Source organism: Paenibacillus sp. AK121, assembly GCF_019042715.1.
GTDB classification, from domain to species: domain Bacteria; phylum Bacillota; class Bacilli; order Paenibacillales; family Paenibacillaceae; genus Paenibacillus; species Paenibacillus polymyxa_C.
In genome coordinates, this window is the sequence record NZ_JAHPJM010000015.1 from 89,009 (window position 1) to 110,778 (window position 21,770).

At 45.5% G+C, this 21,770-nt stretch carries 20 protein-coding genes; 7 read left to right on the forward strand and 13 right to left on the reverse strand.

Features of this window, described 5'->3' with window-relative positions; translation table 11 throughout:
• Positions 1 to 19: 19 nt before the first annotated feature.
• Positions 20 to 883, reverse strand: coding sequence for a YheC/YheD family protein (locus tag KSP24_RS21930; protein WP_216976711.1), 864 nt, complete (start codon positions 881 to 883; stop codon positions 20 to 22).
• 209 nt (positions 884 to 1,092) lie between these two features.
• Here KSP24_RS21930 and KSP24_RS21935 point away from each other — a divergent pair, with 209 nt between their 5' ends.
• Positions 1,093 to 1,929, forward strand: coding sequence for a DUF6492 family protein (locus KSP24_RS21935; RefSeq protein WP_013371021.1), 837 nt, complete (start codon positions 1,093 to 1,095; stop codon positions 1,927 to 1,929).
• Between the two features lie 70 nt (positions 1,930 to 1,999).
• Positions 2,000 to 3,343 (forward strand): sugar phosphate nucleotidyltransferase, encoded by a 1,344-nt coding sequence (locus KSP24_RS21940; protein WP_216976714.1) that lies wholly within the window; start codon positions 2,000 to 2,002, stop codon positions 3,341 to 3,343.
• Positions 3,344 to 3,470: 127 nt separating this feature from the next.
• Here KSP24_RS21940 and KSP24_RS21945 read toward each other — a convergent pair whose 3' ends face one another.
• Together KSP24_RS21945 and KSP24_RS21950 are read right to left on the reverse strand one after the other, a co-directional pair.
• Positions 3,471 to 4,196, reverse strand: coding sequence for a succinylglutamate desuccinylase/aspartoacylase family protein (locus tag KSP24_RS21945; protein WP_216976716.1), 726 nt, complete (start codon positions 4,194 to 4,196; stop codon positions 3,471 to 3,473).
• A 5-nt stretch (positions 4,197 to 4,201) separates the two neighbouring features.
• Positions 4,202 to 5,236 carry a glycosyltransferase family 4 protein gene (locus KSP24_RS21950; protein WP_216976717.1) on the reverse strand — a complete coding sequence of 345 codons (1,035 nt, stop codon included), beginning with the start codon at positions 5,234 to 5,236 and terminating at the stop codon, positions 4,202 to 4,204.
• Between the two features lie 353 nt (positions 5,237 to 5,589).
• Here KSP24_RS21950 and KSP24_RS21955 point away from each other — a divergent pair, with 353 nt between their 5' ends.
• A complete protein-coding gene (locus KSP24_RS21955) occupies positions 5,590 to 6,063 on the forward strand; it encodes a C40 family peptidase (protein WP_013371017.1) in 474 nt (157 codons plus the stop codon).
• An 81-nt stretch (positions 6,064 to 6,144) separates the two neighbouring features.
• Here the strand turns inward: KSP24_RS21955 and KSP24_RS21960 are convergent, their stop codons facing one another.
• Both KSP24_RS21960 and KSP24_RS21965 read right to left on the reverse strand, forming a co-directional pair.
• Positions 6,145 to 7,521, reverse strand: a complete 1,377-nt coding sequence (locus KSP24_RS21960; protein WP_102163781.1) for a sensor histidine kinase — start codon at positions 7,519 to 7,521, stop codon at positions 6,145 to 6,147.
• Positions 7,518 to 8,231, reverse strand: a complete 714-nt coding sequence (locus KSP24_RS21965) for a response regulator transcription factor (RefSeq protein ID WP_064963651.1) — start codon at positions 8,229 to 8,231, stop codon at positions 7,518 to 7,520. The genes KSP24_RS21960 and KSP24_RS21965 overlap by 4 nt, the downstream gene beginning before the upstream one ends.
• 147 nt (positions 8,232 to 8,378) lie before the next feature.
• On the opposite strand from KSP24_RS21965, the gene KSP24_RS21970 reads away from it, so the two are divergent.
• Positions 8,379 to 9,029 carry an undecaprenyl-diphosphatase gene (locus KSP24_RS21970; protein WP_013371014.1) on the forward strand — a complete coding sequence of 217 codons (651 nt, stop codon included), beginning with the start codon at positions 8,379 to 8,381 and terminating at the stop codon, positions 9,027 to 9,029.
• A gap of 38 nt (positions 9,030 to 9,067) precedes the next feature.
• Here KSP24_RS21970 and KSP24_RS21975 read toward each other — a convergent pair whose 3' ends face one another.
• From KSP24_RS21975 to nadA, 5 genes are all read right to left on the reverse strand, one after another.
• Positions 9,068 to 9,739 (reverse strand): phosphatase PAP2 family protein, encoded by a 672-nt coding sequence (locus tag KSP24_RS21975; protein ID WP_216976719.1) that lies wholly within the window; start codon positions 9,737 to 9,739, stop codon positions 9,068 to 9,070.
• Positions 9,740 to 9,847: 108 nt separating this feature from the next.
• On the reverse strand, positions 9,848 to 10,624 hold the full coding sequence (locus KSP24_RS21980) for a GNAT family N-acetyltransferase (protein WP_216976721.1): 777 nt from the start codon (positions 10,622 to 10,624) through the stop codon (positions 9,848 to 9,850).
• A gap of 195 nt (positions 10,625 to 10,819) precedes the next feature.
• The gene (gene yidC / locus KSP24_RS21985; protein WP_058712336.1) at positions 10,820 to 11,653 is read right to left on the reverse strand and encodes a membrane protein insertase YidC; all 834 of its coding nucleotides are present in this window, start codon (positions 11,651 to 11,653) and stop codon (positions 10,820 to 10,822) included.
• Entirely contained in the window at positions 11,619 to 11,939 is a 321-nt protein-coding gene (locus tag KSP24_RS21990) for a hypothetical protein (protein ID WP_013371010.1), read from the reverse strand. The genes yidC and KSP24_RS21990 overlap by 35 nt, the downstream gene beginning before the upstream one ends.
• A 123-nt stretch (positions 11,940 to 12,062) precedes the next feature.
• Positions 12,063 to 13,169: a quinolinate synthase NadA gene (nadA, locus tag KSP24_RS21995; protein ID WP_064963648.1), complete on the reverse strand. Its 1,107-nt coding sequence runs from the start codon at positions 13,167 to 13,169 to the stop codon at positions 12,063 to 12,065.
• A gap of 166 nt (positions 13,170 to 13,335) precedes the next feature.
• On the opposite strand from nadA, the gene KSP24_RS22000 reads away from it, so the two are divergent.
• Positions 13,336 to 14,490 (forward strand): IscS subfamily cysteine desulfurase, encoded by a 1,155-nt coding sequence (locus KSP24_RS22000; RefSeq protein ID WP_064963647.1) that lies wholly within the window; start codon positions 13,336 to 13,338, stop codon positions 14,488 to 14,490.
• The gene (locus tag KSP24_RS22005) at positions 14,487 to 15,026 is read left to right on the forward strand and encodes a transcription repressor NadR (protein ID WP_216976723.1); all 540 of its coding nucleotides are present in this window, start codon (positions 14,487 to 14,489) and stop codon (positions 15,024 to 15,026) included. The genes KSP24_RS22000 and KSP24_RS22005 overlap by 4 nt, the downstream gene beginning before the upstream one ends.
• A gap of 128 nt (positions 15,027 to 15,154) precedes the next feature.
• On the opposite strand, the gene greA is transcribed toward KSP24_RS22005, so the two are convergent.
• Positions 15,155 to 15,634, reverse strand: a complete 480-nt coding sequence (gene greA / locus KSP24_RS22010) for a transcription elongation factor GreA (RefSeq protein WP_013371005.1) — start codon at positions 15,632 to 15,634, stop codon at positions 15,155 to 15,157.
• A gap of 370 nt (positions 15,635 to 16,004) precedes the next feature.
• Here greA and KSP24_RS22015 point away from each other — a divergent pair, with 370 nt between their 5' ends.
• A complete protein-coding gene (locus KSP24_RS22015; protein WP_013371003.1) occupies positions 16,005 to 16,352 on the forward strand; it encodes a hypothetical protein in 348 nt (115 codons plus the stop codon).
• Positions 16,353 to 16,590: 238 nt separating this feature from the next.
• Here the strand turns inward: KSP24_RS22015 and KSP24_RS22020 are convergent, their stop codons facing one another.
• Complete coding sequence (locus KSP24_RS22020) at positions 16,591 to 19,626, reverse strand: chitinase N-terminal domain-containing protein (protein ID WP_216976725.1); 3,036 nt, start codon at positions 19,624 to 19,626, stop codon at positions 16,591 to 16,593.
• 101 nt (positions 19,627 to 19,727) lie between these two features.
• Positions 19,728 to 21,629: a serine hydrolase domain-containing protein gene (locus KSP24_RS22025; protein ID WP_216976727.1), complete on the reverse strand. Its 1,902-nt coding sequence runs from the start codon at positions 21,627 to 21,629 to the stop codon at positions 19,728 to 19,730.
• Between the last annotated feature and the right edge of the window lie 141 nt (positions 21,630 to 21,770).

The following is a 21,770-nucleotide window of genomic DNA, read 5'->3' on the forward strand; positions in this document are numbered from 1 at the left end:
AGGATGAATCATAAACAATTCATCCTTTTTTTGATTTAGGTTCTTTATTTGTATGATCAACTTTATTTGCAATTTTATCTTTATTCTTGTTGTTATTCTTCTTATCCTTGCTTGGGACTGTAACTTTCTTTTTTTCATTAGCCAGTCGCCAATAGCTTATTACTTTTCGGTACATAGACTTATCTGTCAATTGGTTAAATATATATGGGTCTGGCTTCGTGTTCACCTCAATGATCCACGGGATAAAGCGATGATCCAATCCAATGTCCACACCAATTTGCCGGAATTTCGGATATGTTTTTTGTAGTTGTGTGGCGATGGTAATCCCTAGTTCATTGAGCTTCTTGACCAGCTCAGCCTGCTTACTTTGCGATAAATGGGATTTCAGTAGTTGTTCTAAGGCCATCGGCTTACCACCACTATGATAATTGGTCACGATTTTACGGGGATGACCCAAGCGTCCAATAATTCCGGTAGATTCCCATGACCCTTTTGCATTACGCTGCACCATGATCCGGATATCAAAATAACGATTTTGATGGCGCAGTAAATGGATTCCCTTTTGAATGAGATAACTTTTTTTCCCCGTGTGTTTCGATAAGCTGGTGATTAGTGCATCCAAATGTTTGAATTCCAGACGCTTTTCCTCATATTGGTAGGCAAAACGCTGACCTGCCTCTTGTTCGACTTTCATCACACCTTTGCCAAAGGTACCTCGCTCAGGCTTTACATAGACCATACCATATTTTTCGAGCATTGATTTTACATTTGCTTTGCTGTATTTACGAGTTTCAGGTACAAAAGGCTTGATGCTGCCATGCTGGAGCAACAATTGGGTTTTATGCCATTTGCTGCGCAACGCCTGCGCTTGTGAAGAATTCACTTGCCCCTCTCCTCTCTACTCTCAGGGTAGAACGCTCCTGTTAAAAAAGATCAATCTATCGTATGCGCCAAATCCCCATTCGAAGCTCCATTCGCCCTCTTCTACATAGAATTAGACAGTTGGCCTTGCCCGGTCGAAAGCGCCTGTCCAGGCATACAATAATATAAGGTACCGGTAGCGTATATTTACACGTATAGGGAGTGAATAACATGTCTGCGCAATCCGATGAGCCACAAAAGGGTTCCCTCTCAATCGATGTTCTGATCCCCGCAATTGAAAAAGATCTGGCGACACTACCACTAGTAATTGACAGTCTGCGCCGTCACGTGCAGCACCGAATTGCAACCATTTATATCGTTTCACCGCAAAGCACCAAACTTCGCCGTCTATGTGCCAACAAGAAGTGTACATTTATAGACGAAAAAACGGTGTTGCCCATCACTAAAAAGCATATTCGTTACGGAACAACGCGCTGGGATCGATCAGGCTGGCTGTATCAGCAATTGCTCAAAATGAATGGCGACAAAATCAGTAAATCGTCTTTTTTTCTCGTCATAGACGCGGACACCATTTTGATTCGTCCACATACGTTCCGTAAAGACGGGAAAACAATTTTTTACTATCGCAGCTGGAGTCAACCTGAGTACTTTCGCACTTACCGTAAGCTGATGGGTGCTAAAGCTCCCTCACCAAAGTCCTTTGTCACTCACTATATGCTTTTTGAAAAAACACGGCTCGCCCAGCTCAAGCAAGTTATTGAGACCAGACATGGGGAACCTTGGTACAACGCCATTATTCAAAGTATAGACCGGACAAAACAGTTTGGATTTTCCGAATATGAAACGTATGCCAACTATCTATACAGCAATCAGCCCTCTCGGATGATTTTGCGCAAGTCATTGAATAAAGCGCTTCATAGTCGTGCTTCTTCGCTGTCACCAAAACAATTGGATCTCTACGCCCAAAGCTACCGCTCCTTATCTTTTCATCAACGCAAAGTATACCAGCTAGCTCCAAAAACAAAGATTCAATCTGCATTGAAATAGTTCCTAAAATAGAAAATCCCGCAATTGTTGATGCGATCCAAATGGATCTGCATTGAAGGAGGAAACGTCCGTGCGCATCGTATTGTTATGCGGTGGTGCCGGAAAACGGCTGTGGCCATTGTCCAACGATATTCGGTCAAAGCTGTTTCTCCGGTTGTTACCCGCTCCTGATGGGCAGCAGGAATCTATGCTTGGCCGGGTGTATCGTCAGCTTACCTTAGCCGGGCTAGATTCCTCTGCCCTGCTTCTGGCTCATCGGAGTCAGGTAAATCTAGCATTTCGCCATACTGAAGGTCGTCTGCCCGTTCTTGGCGAGCCTGCCAAACGGGGAACCTTCACAGCTGCCGCACTCGCTGCTGCTTATTTTCACACAAGAGGCATGGGACTGGATGAAGTTCTCTGTATTGCTCCAGCAGATATGTTCGCAGGCGACGACTTCTTCCACAGCATAGCAGCGCTCTCCGGTCTATTGCTCGAGAGCGGAGCCGATCTGGCTATGCTTGGGACAAGGCCTACCCATGCCTCCGACCAATATGGATATATTGTTCCAGATCTGCAAATGAGGCAGGAAGGGAAATCGGCTTATGCACAAGTTGCTCGCTTCACTGAAAAGCCGGCTCTCTCTAGGGCGCAGCAGCTTATTAACCAAGGCGCGCTGTGGAACTGCGGTATTTACGCTTTTACGTTACGGTATATGCTGTCCTGCATGGAGCAAATTCAATTGCCGCTGAACGATGAAGAACTGTACACAATATATGTTAGCCTCCCGGTTCGCAGTTTCGATGAGGAGATTGCGGAGCGTACTGAACGGGCCGTTGTCCTGCCTTACGAGGGCGAATGGCACGACATCGGCAACTGGCAGGCCTTAACAGAGCAGCTAGGAAGCCGAGTGATCGGACGTGGACAAATCAGTGGCCAGACTCACGGCACACACATCGTGAATGAGCTGCCCTATCCACTTCATGTCATTGGCGTGGAGGATATTATTGCTGCTGCAAGCCCTGACGGTATTCTCATTGCGTCCAAAAGCCATGCTCACGCGATCAAGGAGCAGCTAGGCAACCTCCAACTTCACCCCATGCATGGTGAAACCTCTTGGGGCAGTTACCGGGTGCTGGACGAGTTTGATCACCGAAGTCCGAACGACATCTTAGCCATACGACTGACGGTGTTGCCAGATCATCGCTTGAACGGACGTATTCACGGCAGCGGACTTAAAGTATGGACGATCGTGTCCGGCCGGGGAGAGGTTATGCTGAACGGAGAACGCTTTGCTGCGGCAAGCGGCTCTGTATTTAGCATTCCAGTGGATACGTATCACACGATCCGCGCAGATCTGGATACCGCACTGGAACTGATCGAGGTGCGCCTGGGTCACAGTTTGGTGAGCGCCTTCTATAAATCCGATTCCTGACAACACAGAGTTATAGCATCTAAACAGATAGGATTTCTGCACGAAGATCACACATCAAAAAAATCGCTTCTTGAGCAAGGTGAGTAAAATCCTTTGCTCATGAAGCGATTTTTTTTAATATTACATCTCATAAGGAAACCGTTCTAACCTTGCCAGATAAATAAACCTTGTTGGCCTTAATCATCCCGGCTTCTCTTAAAAAGTGCTGCATAATCTTCATCTGATAGTGTGTGCGTTCCTTCTCGGGCAGGCTCCACCCCGTTTCCACGGTTACTGCACGTGCCCCTAAAATACGGGCGGCAGCGGTACGAGAGGAACCTGGGAGCTCATGCAACCGCATGTTGAAATGGCGGCCTTTCACCTTGATCGAGCGATTCATTCGCTTAATAATCCGGCGCGTCGTGGGAATTACCGGGTTGCCCTTATTGGAGATCAGCGTTTGACCAAGCACCTTGGCATCCTTTTGTGATAATCCATTCGCCTCATGCAAGTCGAGATACCATTCAGGGTGATGCTTTTGTGTTAGTTTAAATAGAGCAGCGGAAAGTGGTTGTGTTGCCGCCTGCTTTTTCTGGCGCGGAAAGGTTCGATTCAGATCAGGTTTTCCTCTGATCCGCTTGCGGTAAGCCTCTTGATTCACAATTGGCACAATAATAAGTTTGCCATGGCTGAATCTCAGTTTTTGCTCATTCAAAAGCTTTACCAGTTTCTCAGCCGCACGTATACTTGCTATTTCATTACCATGTATGCCTGCAACCACCATCGCACACGGGCCTTTCTGTCCCTCTATGGCTACATAATAAGGAGTCGCCCAAGAAGAGCCCTTTCCAAGCATATATCGTTTGACCTGCATCCTCTTCACCTCCGTATAGGCTTTCGGTGTCCTCTCTTCTGTTCTCGCCGACGGATGATTTCACGGTATAGTCTCAAATAGTTGCTGGTCATCTGTTTGTTGGTAAATCTTTGGTTAACATACAATCGAAGCTGCGCGGGTGACGGGTAATTTTTTTGCTGTGCCTTACGTGCCATTTGGCCAACTGATTTGCAAATCAACTGTGGAAAGCCTGATAGCACCTCGGGAACGGAGCCATTTTTTAGTGCCAGCACCGGTGTTCCACAAGCCATGGCTTCTACCATTACGAGTCCGAACGGCTCTTCCCACAGTGATGGAAACAACAGACACTCTGCATGTTTCAGCAGCTTCTGTTTCCGATCACCCCCAACTGGTCCCACATAACGTATATTCGGATTGCGCTGAATTCGCTTTTGAATCTCTCGGCGAAAAAATACAGGGGCTTTGATAGGACCCGCAATAAGCAGTCTTTTTCCTGTTCGCTCTGCAACCTGAATGGCCTGCAGTACACCTTTATCCGGTATGATTCTGCCCATAAACAGCAAGTAGCCGCGCTTCTCACTGCTGAACTCGTATTCATGGGTGTTGATGCCGTTATAGATATAAAATCCTTTGCCCCCGCCCATCAGTTGGCGTGCTCTTTTACTGACATATACGGGGTTTTTACCGTGCCTCTTCACTGGTAGATGAACGGTACACAATGATGAGCAAGGCAGCTTCCTACGCGCCACCGCAGAACGAAAGGTATGGTCATGAATGATATGTGTACCGGAAGGCATATGCCGAAGTACATATTGGGGGATCTGACTATGTTTCAAACCCTTGGGATAAGTAATCAATCGCGCGCTGCTCCTGCTCCCACGGGCGGCAAAAAGAGATACATGATGCCCTCGTCTCACTAATTCCTCTGTTAATTCATGCACAACCTTTTCCGTTCCGCCCTTGATGGAGGGTACAGGCTGTGCATCGGGATAGTTGGATATGACCTGCACAATGGTTAAAGGTTGGTTTTTGAGTGCTTTACTCTGCCTTGAAGCCATATGAATTCCCCTTCCTGACCGGAGATACGGTGTAATCTTTACGATGTCAACGGGAATCTGAGCATACTCCCGTACAGGTTATAAATTGTAGTATATAGGTATGTATGTTTTGCATGATTGCTTGTGCCAATCGTCTGCAAGTCGCTTTTTGTCATACGAGCCTAGCCATAAGGGGGACTTATTTAATTTGTCAAGTCAAAGTTAAGGAGAAAATTCTCATCGTTTTCTAATAAAGCAGGGCAAAACGTTGGGGTAACAGGATTGTAACCACGAGTGGTAAATTCCGGATATTTTATTTGTGTTATTGTCATTTCAGGACATCAACACAATACGAATAACGGAGGAAATTATATATGAAACGTACTTCTAAAAAATTGTGGATGGGTATTTGCTTTACGATGACTTTGGCACTGAGCGCTGGGAGCTTCGTCGTTGGATCAGACACCACTCATGCCGCTTCGACAAGTAAAGCTGATCGGATTATTTCAAAAGGATCCCAGTATATGGGCGTCCGTTATGAATATGGAGCTCCTGCAGGCAGTACAAGCTCTTTTGATTGCTCTTCGTTCACTCAGTATGTTTTTGCACAAAATGGAATCAAGCTTCCACGTTCGTCCAAACAGCAGTCAACTGTAGGCACTTATGTACCGCGTAGTCAGCTTAAAAAAGGCGATTTGGTCTTTTTCTATGCCCCAATTCATCATGTAGCCATTTACATGGGAGACGGGAAAATACTGCACACGTATGGTAAAGGTGGCGTAACGGTTACAAAACTGAATTCGGGATGGTGGAACTCCCATTACACAACAGCACGTCGTGTCCTTTAGGATCATTTTGGATGATTCCCATCCACCGAATGCTTAACTTACAATTAACATTAAAAAGGCTGTTTCTCTGAGTAGAGATGTCTACTGGAGGGACAGCCTTTTCTGTTGTTTTTGAGGCAGCGTAACGATGACCTCCGTCCCTTCTCCTTCTACGCTTTCCATGCGTATCGTACCCTGGTGAGCATCTGTTATTGTCTTGGCAATCGGCAACCCCAGTCCGGTTCCTCCGGTTTTACGATGTCTGGAGCTGTCTACCCGATAAAATCGTTCAAAGACACGCTTGATCTCGCCCTCAGGAATGCCAATTCCGTAATCCTTAACCCGAAGGTAGACATCTTTTTCATCTGTAGATATCCATATTTCGATTTCATCCGAGCTATACTTTAAGGCATTATCCAGCAGGATGACTAGTAACTGCTTGATTTTTGCAAGATTAGCGTCCAGCCAAATTTCCTTTTCTTCTGTAAAAATAGAAATTTGACGTTCATGTACAGGCTTGAGATGTGCTACTACCTGTTGACAACAACCAACCAGCTCTACCGGCTCATACGGTTCGGGGGCTTGCTGCTGTGAGGAGGCCAATGTCAGTAATTGCTGCGTCATCGTACGCATTCGCTGAGTTTCTTCATAGATCGATTCAATCGATTCCTTACGTATGTCCTCGTCACGCGTACCCCACCGCCGCAACATGTTGGCATAGCCCTCAATAATCATCAATGTCGTATTCAGCTCATGTGAGGCATCGGAAACAAACTGCTGCTGGCTCTGAAAGCTTTCTTCCAATCTCTCCACCATTCGGTTAAAAGTTGCGGTCATTTGGGACAATTCATCTTGATTGTGGCTGCCGACAGGAATTTTTTTGAATTTCAAGCTTCTTTCGATTTCCTGCATCGTTTGAATACTACTGGCAATTGGCAGCAATATCGCATTCGCCAAAATCGTGCTACCCACCAGACTGAGCAACATAGCTCCTACAGTCGACGTGATAAGAATTGTATTTAAGATATCGAGATTGTTTTCGAGCGCATCCCATTTTTCTACAATCTCCAGTGTCCCCTTTTGACTACCTTCTGGGGAAAGCACCGGAAGGTGAATGATCAGAATTTTATGATTCTGTAGATCCGTCAGTTGAGAGCTCTGAGAAAGGTTAAAACGTATATCGTCTAGCTTAAAGCGCGACTGACGGCTTACTTCATACAGAAGGCGAGATTGCTGATCAAATACCCTCAGAATGGTATCCCCCGAAAGTTCATCTTTCAGCTTGGGCCCCCATGCATTTTTCAGAATCATCGTAGGTCCTGTTTCGGAAATAATTTCAGTCCACTTATTTTGTAACACTTCTCTTTCATTACGAGTAGCGATTTTGACAAATAATAGATGAACCGTGACATCTACAAACAGGAGAATCGTCATCACTAAAATAGAACTAAGCAAGGTAATTTTGGTCCGCAGCTTCAATGGTCTTCCTCCCGGATACAGTACCCAACGCCGCGCACGGTTTTAATCAGTTTCTTTTTGTATCCATGATCAATTTTTTTGCGAACATATCGGATATAAACATCTACTACATTTGTATCACCAACAAAATCAAACCCCCACACGTCCTGAATCATTTGCTCTCGATGCAATACCTGATTTTTGTGCTCCATCAGATAAAGAAGCAGATCAAATTCTTTGGGAGTAAGTTCGATACGTTTTCCTTCCCTCACCACAGACCGCGTCTTGGGTTCCAACACGAGGCTATCGACTTGAAGTTTGGACTGCTGCTTGTCCTCTTTTGGTGAAGCGGTAGCTACCGGCTCCAATTGATTCCTCATACTAGCCCGCATCCGCGCTAATAACTCCTCAATTTCAAAAGGCTTTGTAATGTAATCATTAGCTCCTTCATCCAGACCTGAGACCTTGTCAGGAGTCGTGTTACGTGCAGTAACCATAATTATCGGGGTATGATGGTCCACTTTTCGAATCTGCTTCAGCACCTCAACTCCGTTTATCTCCGGCAGCATCACATCCAGGATAATAATATCCCATGTATGGGCTAATGCTTTTTCCAACCCTTCTCTTCCCGTTTGTGCGATTTCAACCACATATCCTTCATGGGATAACTCCAACTGAAGCAATCTGGATATCTTCTCTTCATCATCAATGACCAGCACCGACTTATCCATCGCAAAACCACCTATTTTCTATAGAAAAAACTAATAAGCAATGCACATAACATTCATTTTTTATTTGATTTTAAGCTTTTATCCGTATAGTCGCTCTATAATATAACTTTGTAATTCAATTTTTTGAGGTTAAGGAGTAATTTATTCATGTTAATTAATGTAGACTTTGCTTTGTTTCACTGGATCAATGAACTGGCTGATCACCTCGCCTTTTTGAATGGAACCATGCGCTTCTTGGCGCAATATGCACCGTATTTATTCGGAGTGGCCTTACTGATGTACTGGTTCACCTTTAAAATGCCGCATCGGATGATGGTTTTAGAAGCCGTTATAACGGTTTGTATCGGTTTTATAATCAGTTGGGGGCTTGGACATTTGTTTTACAGAGACCGGCCTTTTGTTGGACATTCTGTCATTCAGCTTATTCACCATGATCCAAATGCTTCATTTCCGAGTAATCATGCACTTGGAGCTTTTGCTCTGGCTGCAATTCTATGGCTTCATCATCAAAAATATCGTGTTCTGTGGGTTATCTTGGCTGTGCTTATTGCAATATCCCGCGTATGGACCGGGGTGCATTATCCTTCAGATATTTTGGCAGGCGCACTTATTGGGGCAGGTTGCGCAGTTGGTGTTCATAAATTCATTCGCAGTCGGAAGTTTCCAGGCATCTTTATGCAGGCGGCTATTATTTTGTATGAAAAATGGGAGCAGAAGCTGGGACTTAAGCCTAGATCACAAACGAGAACTAAGATGACCGAATCCACTTCCTCTGTCCAAATCAAAAGCAGACGCTAATGCGTCTGCTTTTTTAACCTCTTCATCTATGCCACTCATTATGCAGTCGATTTGGTACGAAGGGATAGTATTCGTTCTTCATAACGTTGGTAGAACCAAATGCAAGCCGCCATCCAGCAGCCACTCATGAAATAGCCACCCACAACATCACTCGGATAATGTACGCCCAAATAAATACGGCTTGTCCCGATCGCTAGGATTAGCAGGCTACTGAGCACAACAAGAAGGATACGACCTCTTCTGGAAGGAACATGCTTCCACAATAAAAACGTCAGCGCCGCATACATGCTAAAAGCAGTCATAGAATGTCCGCTGGGAAAGCTGTATCCATTCGCTTCAATAATACGGTTAATTTCAGGTCTCGCACGCTGAAACAGCATTTTTAACACCATATTCAGCAGCACCGATCCCAGCACAGCAACCGCTAAAAAAAACAATTCTCGGCGGTGTCCTAATACGCTATATAGCACGAACATGGCAATTAAAATGATAATCACTATTGGAATCCCGCTGCCGATCATAGTGAAACATTTCATAAGACGTGTCATGGCAGGCGACTCCAGTTGCCCAATAGCTGTAATGATCTTGTGGTCAAAATGCCGTACTTGATGGTCGCTGACCCATAGTGCAATTAAGCCAAAACCGAGGGCACATACTATACATGTGAGCAGAGCCACGGAAATTGGCAGCTTTGTAGGTAGTTGCTTCATTTTTTAAAGGTCCTCCATAATCTTCATCCCCTGATCAAGCAAAATGTAGCATTCGTATCGTCTATGTATTTAATTTACCCACTTTTTTTGTATCATTTCATGAAAAGATTAGCTTTTAGAATAAAGCATGGTTAGCTTTTTGGCAAAAGAACGAGGAGTCATCCTGTGATATGAAATCAATTCTCCATTACAGATCACATGAAATACGCCATACGGTGTCGGGGACAGTTCCATCAATTGTGAACGATCTCGTATATCAATGATTTCAGGTTGTATCCCCACAGTCTCAGCTGCTTCAATCACATTGTGCGTGGCTATTTCCAGATAAGGGCATTGATGAGTTCGTAAAATGGTTAAGCCCTCACTAAAACGATCCAGACGTAAAACCCAATTATCAGGAAAATAAGGGTCTGAATGCTCTTGATTAAGCTTGTAAACATACAACTGAAAAGAATATGGAGCATCCTCCACATGCCGAAATCCGTTTTTCAGAAAAATCTCGGGACCTGGTGCCCAGGAGGTATCTATGTTGGTAACAACTACCACTCCCTTCTTCCCCAACGTAATAGCATCTTGAATGCAGCGTTGAATAAGCTGTGAACCTAGCCCCAAACCAGTTACAGCGATCCAGATGCAATGAATTACTAGATATCCATCCGCATGAACAGCTCTCCATGCTTGTTCACCCAATGCATACTCAATGAATCCTACTGGTTTATTGTCTTTTCTTAATTGTATGTAAGTCAAACCTTGAGTGAATTCTTTTTCTGTCCAATTCAGCTTTTGTACATATCCCGGTGCTTTTTGCATGCTTCTCATGCAAAAACAGCCGTCTTCTCTTATTTGATTTTCATACCATTCAGTGGTTGTTGTTGAATTTCCCATATAGTCTCTCCTAACTTTTAAGAATATTTATGATATAAGGATTTCATAATGATTACAAAACCGCAAGCGAAATAATAGTGAAAAAAACTACAAAAAAAGGACACTATTTAAGCCTTATAGGCTCGAATAGTATCCTGTCATTACACATGAGACACTGCAAACGCAATTCTATGTCAAACAAATAGCATCTTCTTATTAGGTTGGCGTGACTTCACCAAGCTTAATCTTGTTCTCTGCTTCCTCAATTGGATAGCGTTTGCGGAACCACAACGATTGAAGCAGCAAAAAGGTGCCGCTTACGGTCCAATATAAAGGCATAGCCGCAGGAGCGTTGAAGGAAAAGACCGCCATCATAATCGGTGAAAGATAACCCATGATAGCAAATTGCTTGCGCTGGTCAGCCGTCATCTGTAGCTGAGAAAGCTTAGCCTGTGCCAAGTATACAACTGCGACGACAATTGCCAGAATCCAGTCCGGCTGTCCGAGCCGGAACCATAAGAAGGAGTGAGACGCCAGCTCCGGCGTGAGTCGGATAGCAGTATACATCCCGCTTAAAATCGGTAGCTGAATGAGAATAGGCAGACAACCGATATTGAGTGGATTGAATTGATGTTCTTTGTATAGTGACATCATTTCCTGCTGCATACTTTGCTGACTGGTGGCGTCTTTCTTATTCTCATACTTCTTCTTAATTCGGTCCAAGTCGGGCTGCATAGCGCTCATCTTGCGCTTCATCCCCTGCTGGGCACGCGTTTGACGCATCATTAGCGGCAGTAAGGCCAGACGGACAATGAATGTCAAAGTCATGATCGCCAGCCCAAAGCTTCCACCAAACCATTGCGCCAAATGCTGAATGAGCCAAGAAAGTGGGAATACCACGTAATGATTAAAAAAACCAGGTGTCTGTGCATTAATCTCCGCAGCATTCGCACCACAACCAGACAGCAGCATGACCACCGCCAACGCTACGATTAAACCCAATATTCGTTCTTGTTTACCCCAGAAAGTGAATCCCTTGAATCGTTTCATATGTTCCTCCTCGTTGATTGACTGTGCCATCACTCAACAAGGGGGAACAATCGGATGCATCTTCATCTGGCGCTTCTTTCCGCCGAATGTGACGTGCTAGCCGTACAGGCATGTCCTGTCCGCGGGCAGATATCGGCATCAGCGGAGAAGCATGCGAGCGAACGGGCCCGCCTTCGACCCAGCATTCAGCTACACTGCCATGCAAATGAGCAAGATACGTATAAGTCACTGTGCACAGCAAGCCGATCGTAAGCAAATAGGGGAGTAGGTCCTGAAGCTCAAACAAGGGATTCACCTCCTTCGGTATGTTGCTACAATTATAGCACGAAACCGAACAATCGACTAATCTTTAATTAGAGATAGAGGTTGGATCACAAACAAGAAAGTACGCTCACATAACGGTAAAAACTTAACGTATAGCAAGCATACGATTCAGTGCCTGTACAGCGTCCTGTCTGATCTGAGCATCCACACGAATGACCCCCACAGGCTCTCCCCGATCAATCTGTTCCATTGCCCACAGCAAATGCGGAAGATCGATCCGGTTCATGGTCAGACAAGGACACATATCGGGATTGAGCGATTCAATCTGCTGTTCAGGGTGCTGCTGTCTAATCCGTTGCACGAGATTCATCTCTGTGCCAACGGCCCATTGGGTCCCCGGCTCTGCCGCACGGATCGTATCGATGATGAATTTGGTGGAGCCAGCACAATCTGCGAGCTGTACAACCTCATAAGAGCATTCGGGGTGAACGATGACCCGGATATTCTTATCGCGTTCACGGACGTTGCGAATGTGATCTACCGTAAATTTTTCATGAACTGAACAGTGCCCTTTCCATAAAATGATTTTCACAGTTTCCGGGTTTCGTTCAGTCTCCAACTGATCGGTCATAGGATTCCATACAGCCATTTCATCCAGCGGAATTCCAAGATCATGGGCTGTATTGCGTCCCAAATGCTGATCCGGCAAAAATAAAATACGTTCCTTTTGTTTCAGCGCCCAGGCCAGCACCTGCTTGGCATTCGAAGAAGTCACGGTAGCCCCGCCATGCCGCCCTACAAAGGCTTTGATCTCTGCTGTGGAATTTACATACGTTAACGGAATGATCGTATCACCTACCAACTCCTGCAAATGCTTCCACGCTCGTTCCGTCTGCTCCATGTTCGCCATATCTGCCATCGAGCAGCCTGCGCGCATATCCGGCAGAACGACGGTTTGCTGGTCGGTAGTCAGCATATCCGCTGTCTCCGCCATAAAATGAACCCCACAAAACACAATAAACTCCGCTTCCTGATTTTGTGCCGCCATTTGAGCGAGCTGTAGCGAATCTCCTGTGATATCAGCAAATTGGATAACCTCGTCTTTCTGATAGTGATGGCCCGGAATGAGCAGCTTTGAGCCCCATTTTTGTTTCAGCTCAGCTACACGTTGCTCCATGTCAGCAACCGTCAGTGTTTTATAATGCTCTGGCATAAGTCCACGATTTCCTTGTAAAACGTCTAGCATAGACATTAGATTCCCTCCATATCGTTGCGGCTGACTGTCCCTCGCTCACGAATAGATAACCGCTATGTGTACAAACATATTTACATGTGTCTTGACACTTATATTTACACATGCCTACAATAATCTCAAGGGTTTTTGGAATGGAATTATTTTTAAGTGGGGAGGATTTGCTGTGATTTACCTGGACTATGCCGCTTCCACACCCATGTGTGACGAAGCTTTGCATATATATAGCGTAATGAATAAGGAAATGTTCGGAAATGCCAGCAGTCTCCATGATGCAGGCGGTCAAGCAGCCTACACACTAGATTACAGCAGGCAACGAATGGCAAATATGATTGGCGGGCATAAGGAAGGCATCTATTTTACAACAGGGGGCACAGAATCCAATATGTTGGTCGTGCAATCGATCCTGAACGGGTTGCCGCCGCACAAAAAGCATTGGATTATGAGCGCTTTGGAACATCACTCGATGTACAATCTTGCTACTTTTCTAGAACATCAGGGCTATGAGCTGACCATTGTACAACCGGATCGGGAAGGAAGAATAACCCGTGAAGTTCTTATCCCCCACCTTAGAGACAATACCGGGCTTGTATCGGTACAACACGCCAATTCGGAAACAGGGCTGATTCAGGATCTTGCTGCCTTGTCTCCCCTGCTCCACGAACGCGGTATTATGCTGCATAGTGATGCGGTACAAACATTTGGAAATGTTCACATAGATGTAGAAGCCATGGGAGTGGATGCACTCTCTATATCAAGCCATAAAGTGTATGGCCCCAAAGGTGTCGGTGCTGCATATCTCAAACCCGGAACCCCATGGCGTCCGGTATATCCTGATACACTGCATGAAAAGGGATTTCGTCCCGGAACGATTAATGTTCCAGGGATTGCAGCCTTTGTCGCAGCGGCAGAAATGATGACCGAACAGATGGAGATGCATCAGGAGCGGTATGCTACCCTGCGAAGATACTTTATTACGAAAATTCAGGAAAGATCGATTCCATTACGTTGGGTCGTAGAGGAAAGCGAAAAAAAAGCGGTGCTGCATCATATTGTAGGATGTTTTTTTCACGGTTACGAGGGACAATATGTTATGCTGGAATGTAATCGCAGCGGTGTCTGTATATCTACCGGAAGCGCATGTGCCGCCGGACATCACGATCCTTCCCCTGCCATACAAGCCCTTGGAGTATCCGGCCGTGAAGCCTTACAATTTATCCGTATTTCTTTCGGCAGGACAACCACCATCGAGGAATTGAATGTACTGGTAGATATTTTGACAGACCTGACGCATCAACAAGAAAGGAGCTTATCCCGTTGACTGAATCTTCAAAACGGTCAGGTACGGATCGCCGCGAACAGCTGCTATTGTGGCTCAAAAGCGAATCACCGCTGACCGGGAGCGAACTGGCACGCAGGTCCTCCGTTTCCAGACAAGTAATTGTACAGGATATTTCCCTGTTAAAAGCAAGCCAAGAGCCTATCCTTGCAACGAGTCAAGGATACATTTATATGGAGCCTACGGCTCAAGTCGCTCCCTTAGCCTCTCGTATTATTGTGTGTAATCACCGACCTGAACAAACAGAAGAAGAATTAAAACTGATTGTGGACTACGGTGTCAGTGTGCAGGATGTTATAGTTGAACATCCAGTATATGGAGATCTGACTGCTCCAATACGGGTCGGAACTCGCAAAGAAGTGGACGATTTTATACGTAAGATCAGTTCCACCCAAGCCACTTATTTGTCCCAGCTGACCGGAGGCATTCACCTGCATACCTTGCATGCCTCGGTTGAAAATAAAATTAATGATGCCTGTGCTGCACTGGAGCAAGCCGGCTTCCTGATGACAGATTAATCTTAATACGATACAAAGCAATGAAAATCCTGTCCAGTTTGTGGAGTGCAAATGCACTCCGCAGGGATGGTATGTAAATAGCAAGAATGAAAAATCCCGGCCCCCTTATAAAGGGAATCGGGAATGGACTAAGTGAGCTTAATTTCTAGCAGCTCATATTTAATTACAGCCATGGGTGCATCGACATGAATGATACTGCCCACTTCTTTCCCCAAAAGTGCCTTACCTAAAGGACTCTCATAGGAAATTTTGTTGTCCAGAACATCTGCCTCGGCAGGACTTACAACTTTGTATTCCACCTTCTCCGAAAATTCGATGTCATTCAGAATAACAGTAGATCCGATACTGACCGTTTTAAGGTCAAGATTACTTTCATCCACTATCCGAGCTTTGGTCAACATTTTTTCTAAGACCATGATCCGTGTTTCCATAAACGCCTGATCGTCCTTGGCTGAGTGATATTCACTATTTTCCTTCAGATCTCCATAGCTGATGGCCAACTTGAGGCGTTCGGCTAGCTCCTTGCGTTTTACCGTCTTCAGTTCCTTAAGCTCTTCCTCCAGCTTGGCTAATCCCTCTTTAGTTAACAATACTTCTTCGTTCGACATGGTCTTATTTCAACTCCTATTTCAGCACTTTGCATAATTCAAGTTCAATACTCGAAGGTGCAATATATACGAGCTAAACCGTTAGGGTCCATCTATTGCTGATTGGATAAAGCTCCTGGAATTGATGCAAAATGCTCATTTAGCTTTCTTTATTGTAGTTTACTCTAAATTGGACCAACATGCGAAAAGAAATTCAGGAATTTAGCAGTCAGCTACCTTCGGCCACAGTGATTCATATGGTAACCAAAGCTTTCTTGCTCGCATATCGTATGATCATAACGTATTTTAATGAGCACGTGCAGTGCCACTGCCCTTGTCCCAAATTTCATGAAAACCAGGCAGGAGCAGTGTATGGCGGGAGGAAGATTCAATGGCTTCCTTAGGAAAGAATGGCAACGGGAACGGGAATCGCAAATCCAAATCCCCCCCTAACGGTCAAAAGAAAAATGGATTAAACAGTAATTCGGCTATCTTTTCAGCACTTCAAGGAAAAAATGTGGAGGTCCTAGTCGCAGCCCTCCTACTAACAGGAAAACTAAACGTCGATTCCGTGACTTTATACAGACAAGCAACTTTATTTTTAGGACTCACAGGAAAATACAAAACATTAGCATCTGCCCCTACTAATGTCGATAATATGGTGAAATTTTTAAATGATAACGGCAATATGACGTTGGATCAGGTAATACAAGCCTTTTCACAGAAAATAAATAAATAAATACTTAAGAGGTGGCGAAAGGAGATATTTGTGGTGAGTGAGTTTGATGGAGAATATTTTGCAGAGGTTATCATCATTGTGATTCTAGTTGCCATGATCTTCTATGGCTCCTCAGATATAGAGGGACTTTCCGCTTCGCCAACCCAATCCTAAAATGATAATTCCCGAAAAAAAAAACATCTATAGACTCTCGCGAGGTCAATAGATGCTCTTCTTTTTAACAGCCCATCATTTCGATTTAACGTTCCTTTACTTCTACACTTATGGTTTGACTGGAAACCTCTCCGGCAGCATTGACTAACTCGGCCCGATACTCATATGTACCCGGCTTTTGATTTTGGATATTGGTCGCAGCACTTTGAGCCTGCGGGCTTTGGCTCGACAGATCCTGCGTGTCGATCAGCTTTCCATTTTCATACAGGTTGTATTGGGTAGCATTCGTGCCCCACCACATGTTCATTGTCAGGGTATAGTCGCCGTCACCATCCCAATTATTATGAGACAACACCGGAATGCCAGGAGAAGCATCGGTCACTTCGACAGTTAACGGGTCGCTGACCGTTTTACCGGAAGCGTTGATCAGTTCGGCAGTATACGTGTAGGTTCCATTGCTCTTGCCTGTAATGGAAATGACTGCATGCTGTGCTCCAGGGGAAGCTGCTTGCAATGATTGGGTTTCGATCAGCTTATCATTTTCATACAACTTGAGTTCATCACCATTCGTGCCCCACCACAGATTCATGGTGATGTTGTAGTCTCCATCCTTCAGTCCGGTGTCCTGACCGTTATCATGAGACAGCACCAGTTTACCCGGCACCTCACCTGCAGCGATTTTCTCGACTCTAACGGTTACAGGATTGGATACGACCGTTTTACCGTCCAAGGTGACGCTGGCTGTAATCTCGGCGCTCCCCTCTTTTAGGGCCCGAAGTTCTCCATACGTATCCAGTGCAACGGATACATGACTGCTGCTATACTGAACAGAGGCATTACTTAAATCAGCTTGGCTGCCATCTGTCAGCGTACCCTTCAGATGTGTGGCTGCTTTATCCCCAACGTTAAATGTTGTTTGATCCAGTGAAAGCTCCACTTCCTGCAAAGTTGCGTCTGTCTGAGCTGAAAAGTCATCTAGCCCGCGCGGCTTTAACTGATAATTCCCTTTAAAAACCGCCGAAATTCCCTTCAGCTTCACTTGCTGTCCTTCTTGATACGGAAAAGATGTCCGTGTTAAGCCTGTACGTGCATCAATTCGCACATGATGGCTAACCTCACCCGCGACTGCATCAAATTCAAACGAACCTACAGGAGTTGCATCTATCACATTACGAATAATGGCAGTAGGAAGCTCAACCAGCTGTCCTTGGTTCGCATCGTTGAGTTCAGTGACCTGCACAGCTTGCGGAAGTTGTTCTTCTCCCGTTTTTTCAATAGCCACTGGATCGGTCAACTCCACTTCACTATTGTACAGCGCCAAACTTGCTGTAATCTTTACTCGATCACCTGGGTGAAAGCCGCTTTGGTTTTGATATACATAAATGCCGCCACTTTCATCCTGCATGTAAAAGGCTTGACCGCCAAAAGCCCCTGGTTCTGTCGTCACAACACCCTCCAAGGTCACAACTTTGCCAGCCGAAAGAGTCCGTGCTTCTGCGACACTGATACGAGCTGGAATCGTGTTGCCATCCTCAGGCAAAGGCTGAGCCGGGACATCAGCCAGCACGACGGATTGGGTCAGCAGGTTGCTGCCGTTTTGTCTCAGCCTAAGATTAGCCGAACCACTGGTTCCCGGCTTGATCCGCACCGTCAGGTCTCTATAGGCATGCCCCTTGCTGTCGGATTCCAGACTAAATGTTCCGCTATAACCGTAAGAGGTCGGCCAGCTTCCATCCGGATTCTGAATCTGGGCTACTTGGTTGCCGCCCGCTACATAAATACCTGCGCTGAATCCGCTAATCGTGCTATTGGGAGCCAGTTGGTCGGCAACAATGCGAATTTGAAAAGGCTGTGCATTCGGCAGCTGCTCCTGACGAACGATGCTGTACACAGGCTGCGCGCTGGCTGTAGGTCCGCCATAGGAGCCGGCCTTGAACGTTCGTTGATCCCACCATTTGTAGCCGGCTGCAGGAGCGGACCAAGGCTCTGCTTGCGGTTCCGTGGAAGCCTGAGGATCTTCAAAAGACAGCAATGCCGTCGGCTGATCAAGATGTAAGTTCTTTACATCCGACAGGCTGGTATAGTCCTCCTTCTTGGACAACCAGTCTACCATATTGACCAGTAACACGGCGTCATCCTGCTCCTTAAATCCGTCATACGTTGTCTTCTTGGTTCCTGTCTCTTCACGCAAATATTTTGGCGTTGCATCTTCAACAGGAGATGAATCCCCAATGAAGGCAGCTTTGCCTAGACCTACTTTTGCTACAGCAGCATAAGGTCCTTCCGCTATACCGCCACCGTTATAAACGCCCTGATCTACTGCATTCCCCCAAGCCTGATTGGTTTTAGGGAGATATACGATCCCCTTGGCTTTGGTCGGGTCAATAATCGCCAATGTAGATCCTGCGTGCATCGCCACATTACTCACTCCTGCTGTAATGCCGAACGCCTGCGCAGGCTCAACAATCTGATTAGCCGTGATATCGCCTAATGCATTATAGCGAAAGCGTATACCAAACTGGCTGCCCAGCCAATCTGAGCTAACCACGCCCTGCATCGCTGTCGAGCTTTTTTCTTCCTCACTCATTCCCTTCGCAGGGTCTTCCCATGCACCTCGACGGTACCCATTGATACTTTCCGACCCGTCCCAGCGATTCTTGTTGCGGTCGGCGTTATAATGATCTCCAATGAAAAAAATGCTATTGCCTGCTTTAACATACTGTTCCATTGCGGCCTGTTCGCTTTGTTTAAAAGGGATATTGGGCTCTGCTGTCACAAATACATCATAATTCTTTAAATCATTATAAGTAATAGGTGTAGATTGGCGAAGTTCATGAACATCGTAGCCATTGTTTGCAAGGGCTTGTCCGAAATCTGAGAATCCACCATCAATCACCCAATCTGCTGCGCCGGCTGTCTGTCCATGTGTATTATCGAACAATACTTTTTTACCAGCGTTTTCATTGACCACTTTGGCTGCAATGAAAGGGGCAGGGTCTGCCGGACCTTCTGCACGTGCCGGTTGTATGCCGCCTACAACACCAGCGTACAACGATAAAGTGAAAACCATAGCTGTTGCGTATTTGAAGCTACGGGATGTAAAACGACGAAAGATTCCCATTCTATTCCTCCTGTTAATTGGTTTAAGGCCCCTCTCAGAGGGGCACTAAATATAAATGTTAGCATTCATTTATGTGCGGACATGCGTTATTTTGTAAATCTTTAGGAATAATGAAAGGGAAGGAAATTCCAATAATAAAGATAGGCTGTATGCAGCAATGTGAGTACCGCAAATACAATTTTCCCGGCAGCCCGAGTTCTTTTTTCCCCGGTAATCAGCTTTGCGCCATTCACAATCAATACCCACACGGCAATGAGTGCTGAAAGGAGCGGCAGCGTGCAAATTCCCCAGATAAACCAGGCGGAATAGCCATAGACCATCTGATTGTTAGCATAGACGACCTGTACCCCGAGAAAAATCGTATTTAGTAACGCGATGTATGCCAGATTGGATGAAATGTGATTATTCGTTTTACGGATAGCTCTGAGCACATACCTTATCATCCATATCAGCAGGGTTGTGATGAAAAATATAGAGGATGCGGCGTAGCTGACAAGCAGCGTCCAGGTACGATGCCAAAATGTCGTCTGCTTCATGGTCTCACTATCCGGGGCAATCATCATCCATGTACTGTTTTCCTGATACAGCAATATTTTAAGCTGTCCCCCTTTCTCCACAAACAGTCCATCACCTGCTGCTTGAAAAACTTTGTCTGATGCTTCATTTTGATCCGGAAATTTCCCTTTAACAATTAACGTATGATCATCTTGAATTCGAACGGTGTATTTAACACTTCCCAGCATCCGAAGCCATTTTCCCCACCCATGAATAGGATTCAAATTCAGCTGATATACACCCTCGATTTCTGGTAAAAGCTTTATTTCCTTGACAGAACGAACCGGTGACTGAGAAGCGGCCTGCGGCTCGGCGGGCAGTATTTGGGCGATCGCATTGATGACTTTTCCATGAAGCAGGGTGTCCGTATCCGCTGAGTTGCTGATTACAAAAATACCGATCTTTTGGGAGGGAACCAGTACCATTTTGGAAATAAAACCATCAATTTTCCCGGTAGCCCACAACATGTGCACTCCCGTCTCCAGTTGACCGCGGAAAAATCCGTAACCTATGCCATCAAGACGAGCGTCAGCTGCAAATTGCTGTGCGTGCATCGCTTTTACCGTTTGTGGCTGGAGCACCGCTTTGCCCTTATACTTGCCTTGATTCAAATGAGTGATCAGATAATGGGAAAATTCGTTGGGTGTGACGTTCAACGCTCCTGCTCCCGGCAGATTGATATACGAAAAAGGCTGTTTTAGATACGCTTCACGCTTCCACTGATAGGATTGCGCTAGTGCCGGATTATTTAGTGGCAATTCCAATGTCGCACTCGGCATATTCATCGGCCGGAACAGATGTGTGCTAAGGTAATCATTCAGTCCCTGACCGCTTACTTGCTCCACAATGTTACCGATCAGACCAAAGGCAACATTACTGTATTCATACCGAATTCCAGGTTTTCGGATAGGAGATTGCTTTTGAAAATACGTGCTGAGATACTGCTCTGTAGGTAAAACACCTGCCCGAGTCGAGCTGTTGATGTCGTATATCGCTTCATCTAATCCTGCAGTATGTGTCAGAAGCTGATGTAGATTAAAAGGATGATTTTGGTATTGTGAAGCTTTATAGCTGTGGAGATAGCGGTTTACGTCTTCATTCAAATCAAGTTTGTTTTGCTCGACCAGTTGCATTGCGGCGCTTGCGCTAAATGATTTGGTTAGAGAGCCGACACGAACAATAGTCTTCGCTGGGTCAAATGCCACTTTCCGCTCCAGGTCTGCATATCCATAACCTTTACTAAAAAGAATGTGGTCTTCCTGGGTCACAACGACCGCAGCGCCCGGAGTATGCAATTTTTCCAATTGTGTACTCATGATGTCGTCCACTGCTTTTTCCACTGAATTAGGTGTTATACTATCTGCTGCCCATACCGAAGCAATGAGTAGATTCCAGAGATACAACGCTGCTAAAAATGCGGATAGGTAGTAAAAGCCTCTATTCTTCATATTCAAGTACTCTCCTTACGTATGAGTTTGATTTAATAATTTGAACCGTGCGGTGATTGCATAGCGAGCAGATCTTTATACTCCGCATGGAAGCCATCAGCATGGCGCTATGAAATCATCGCACTTCCCATCGTGGGAGTG

Excerpts from the sequence above, each read along its gene's own strand:
- KSP24_RS22025 (WP_216976727.1), bottom strand. The coding sequence starts at position 21,629 with ATGAAGAATAGAGGCTTTTACTACCTATCCGCATTTTTAGCAGCGTTG.
- nadA (WP_064963648.1), bottom strand. The coding sequence starts at position 13,169 with ATGTCTATGCTAGACGTTTTACAAGGAAATCGTGGACTTATGCCAGAG.
- KSP24_RS21945 (WP_216976716.1), bottom strand. The coding sequence starts at position 4,196 with ATGCAGGTCAAACGATATATGCTTGGAAAGGGCTCTTCTTGGGCGACT.
- yidC (WP_058712336.1), bottom strand. The coding sequence starts at position 11,653 with ATGAAACGATTCAAGGGATTCACTTTCTGGGGTAAACAAGAACGAATA.
- KSP24_RS21970 (WP_013371014.1), top strand. The coding sequence starts at position 8,379 with ATGTTAATTAATGTAGACTTTGCTTTGTTTCACTGGATCAATGAACTG.
- KSP24_RS21980 (WP_216976721.1), bottom strand. The coding sequence starts at position 10,624 with ATGGGAAATTCAACAACAACCACTGAATGGTATGAAAATCAAATAAGA.
- greA (WP_013371005.1), bottom strand. The coding sequence starts at position 15,634 with ATGTCGAACGAAGAAGTATTGTTAACTAAAGAGGGATTAGCCAAGCTG.
- KSP24_RS21975 (WP_216976719.1), bottom strand. The coding sequence starts at position 9,739 with ATGAAGCAACTACCTACAAAGCTGCCAATTTCCGTGGCTCTGCTCACA.
- KSP24_RS21935 (WP_013371021.1), top strand. The coding sequence starts at position 1,093 with ATGTCTGCGCAATCCGATGAGCCACAAAAGGGTTCCCTCTCAATCGAT.
- KSP24_RS21950 (WP_216976717.1), bottom strand. The coding sequence starts at position 5,236 with ATGGCTTCAAGGCAGAGTAAAGCACTCAAAAACCAACCTTTAACCATT.
- KSP24_RS21955 (WP_013371017.1), top strand. The coding sequence starts at position 5,590 with ATGAAACGTACTTCTAAAAAATTGTGGATGGGTATTTGCTTTACGATG.
- KSP24_RS22020 (WP_216976725.1), bottom strand. The coding sequence starts at position 19,626 with ATGGGAATCTTTCGTCGTTTTACATCCCGTAGCTTCAAATACGCAACA.
- KSP24_RS21965 (WP_064963651.1), bottom strand. The coding sequence starts at position 8,231 with ATGGATAAGTCGGTGCTGGTCATTGATGATGAAGAGAAGATATCCAGA.
- KSP24_RS22015 (WP_013371003.1), top strand. The coding sequence starts at position 16,005 with ATGGCTTCCTTAGGAAAGAATGGCAACGGGAACGGGAATCGCAAATCC.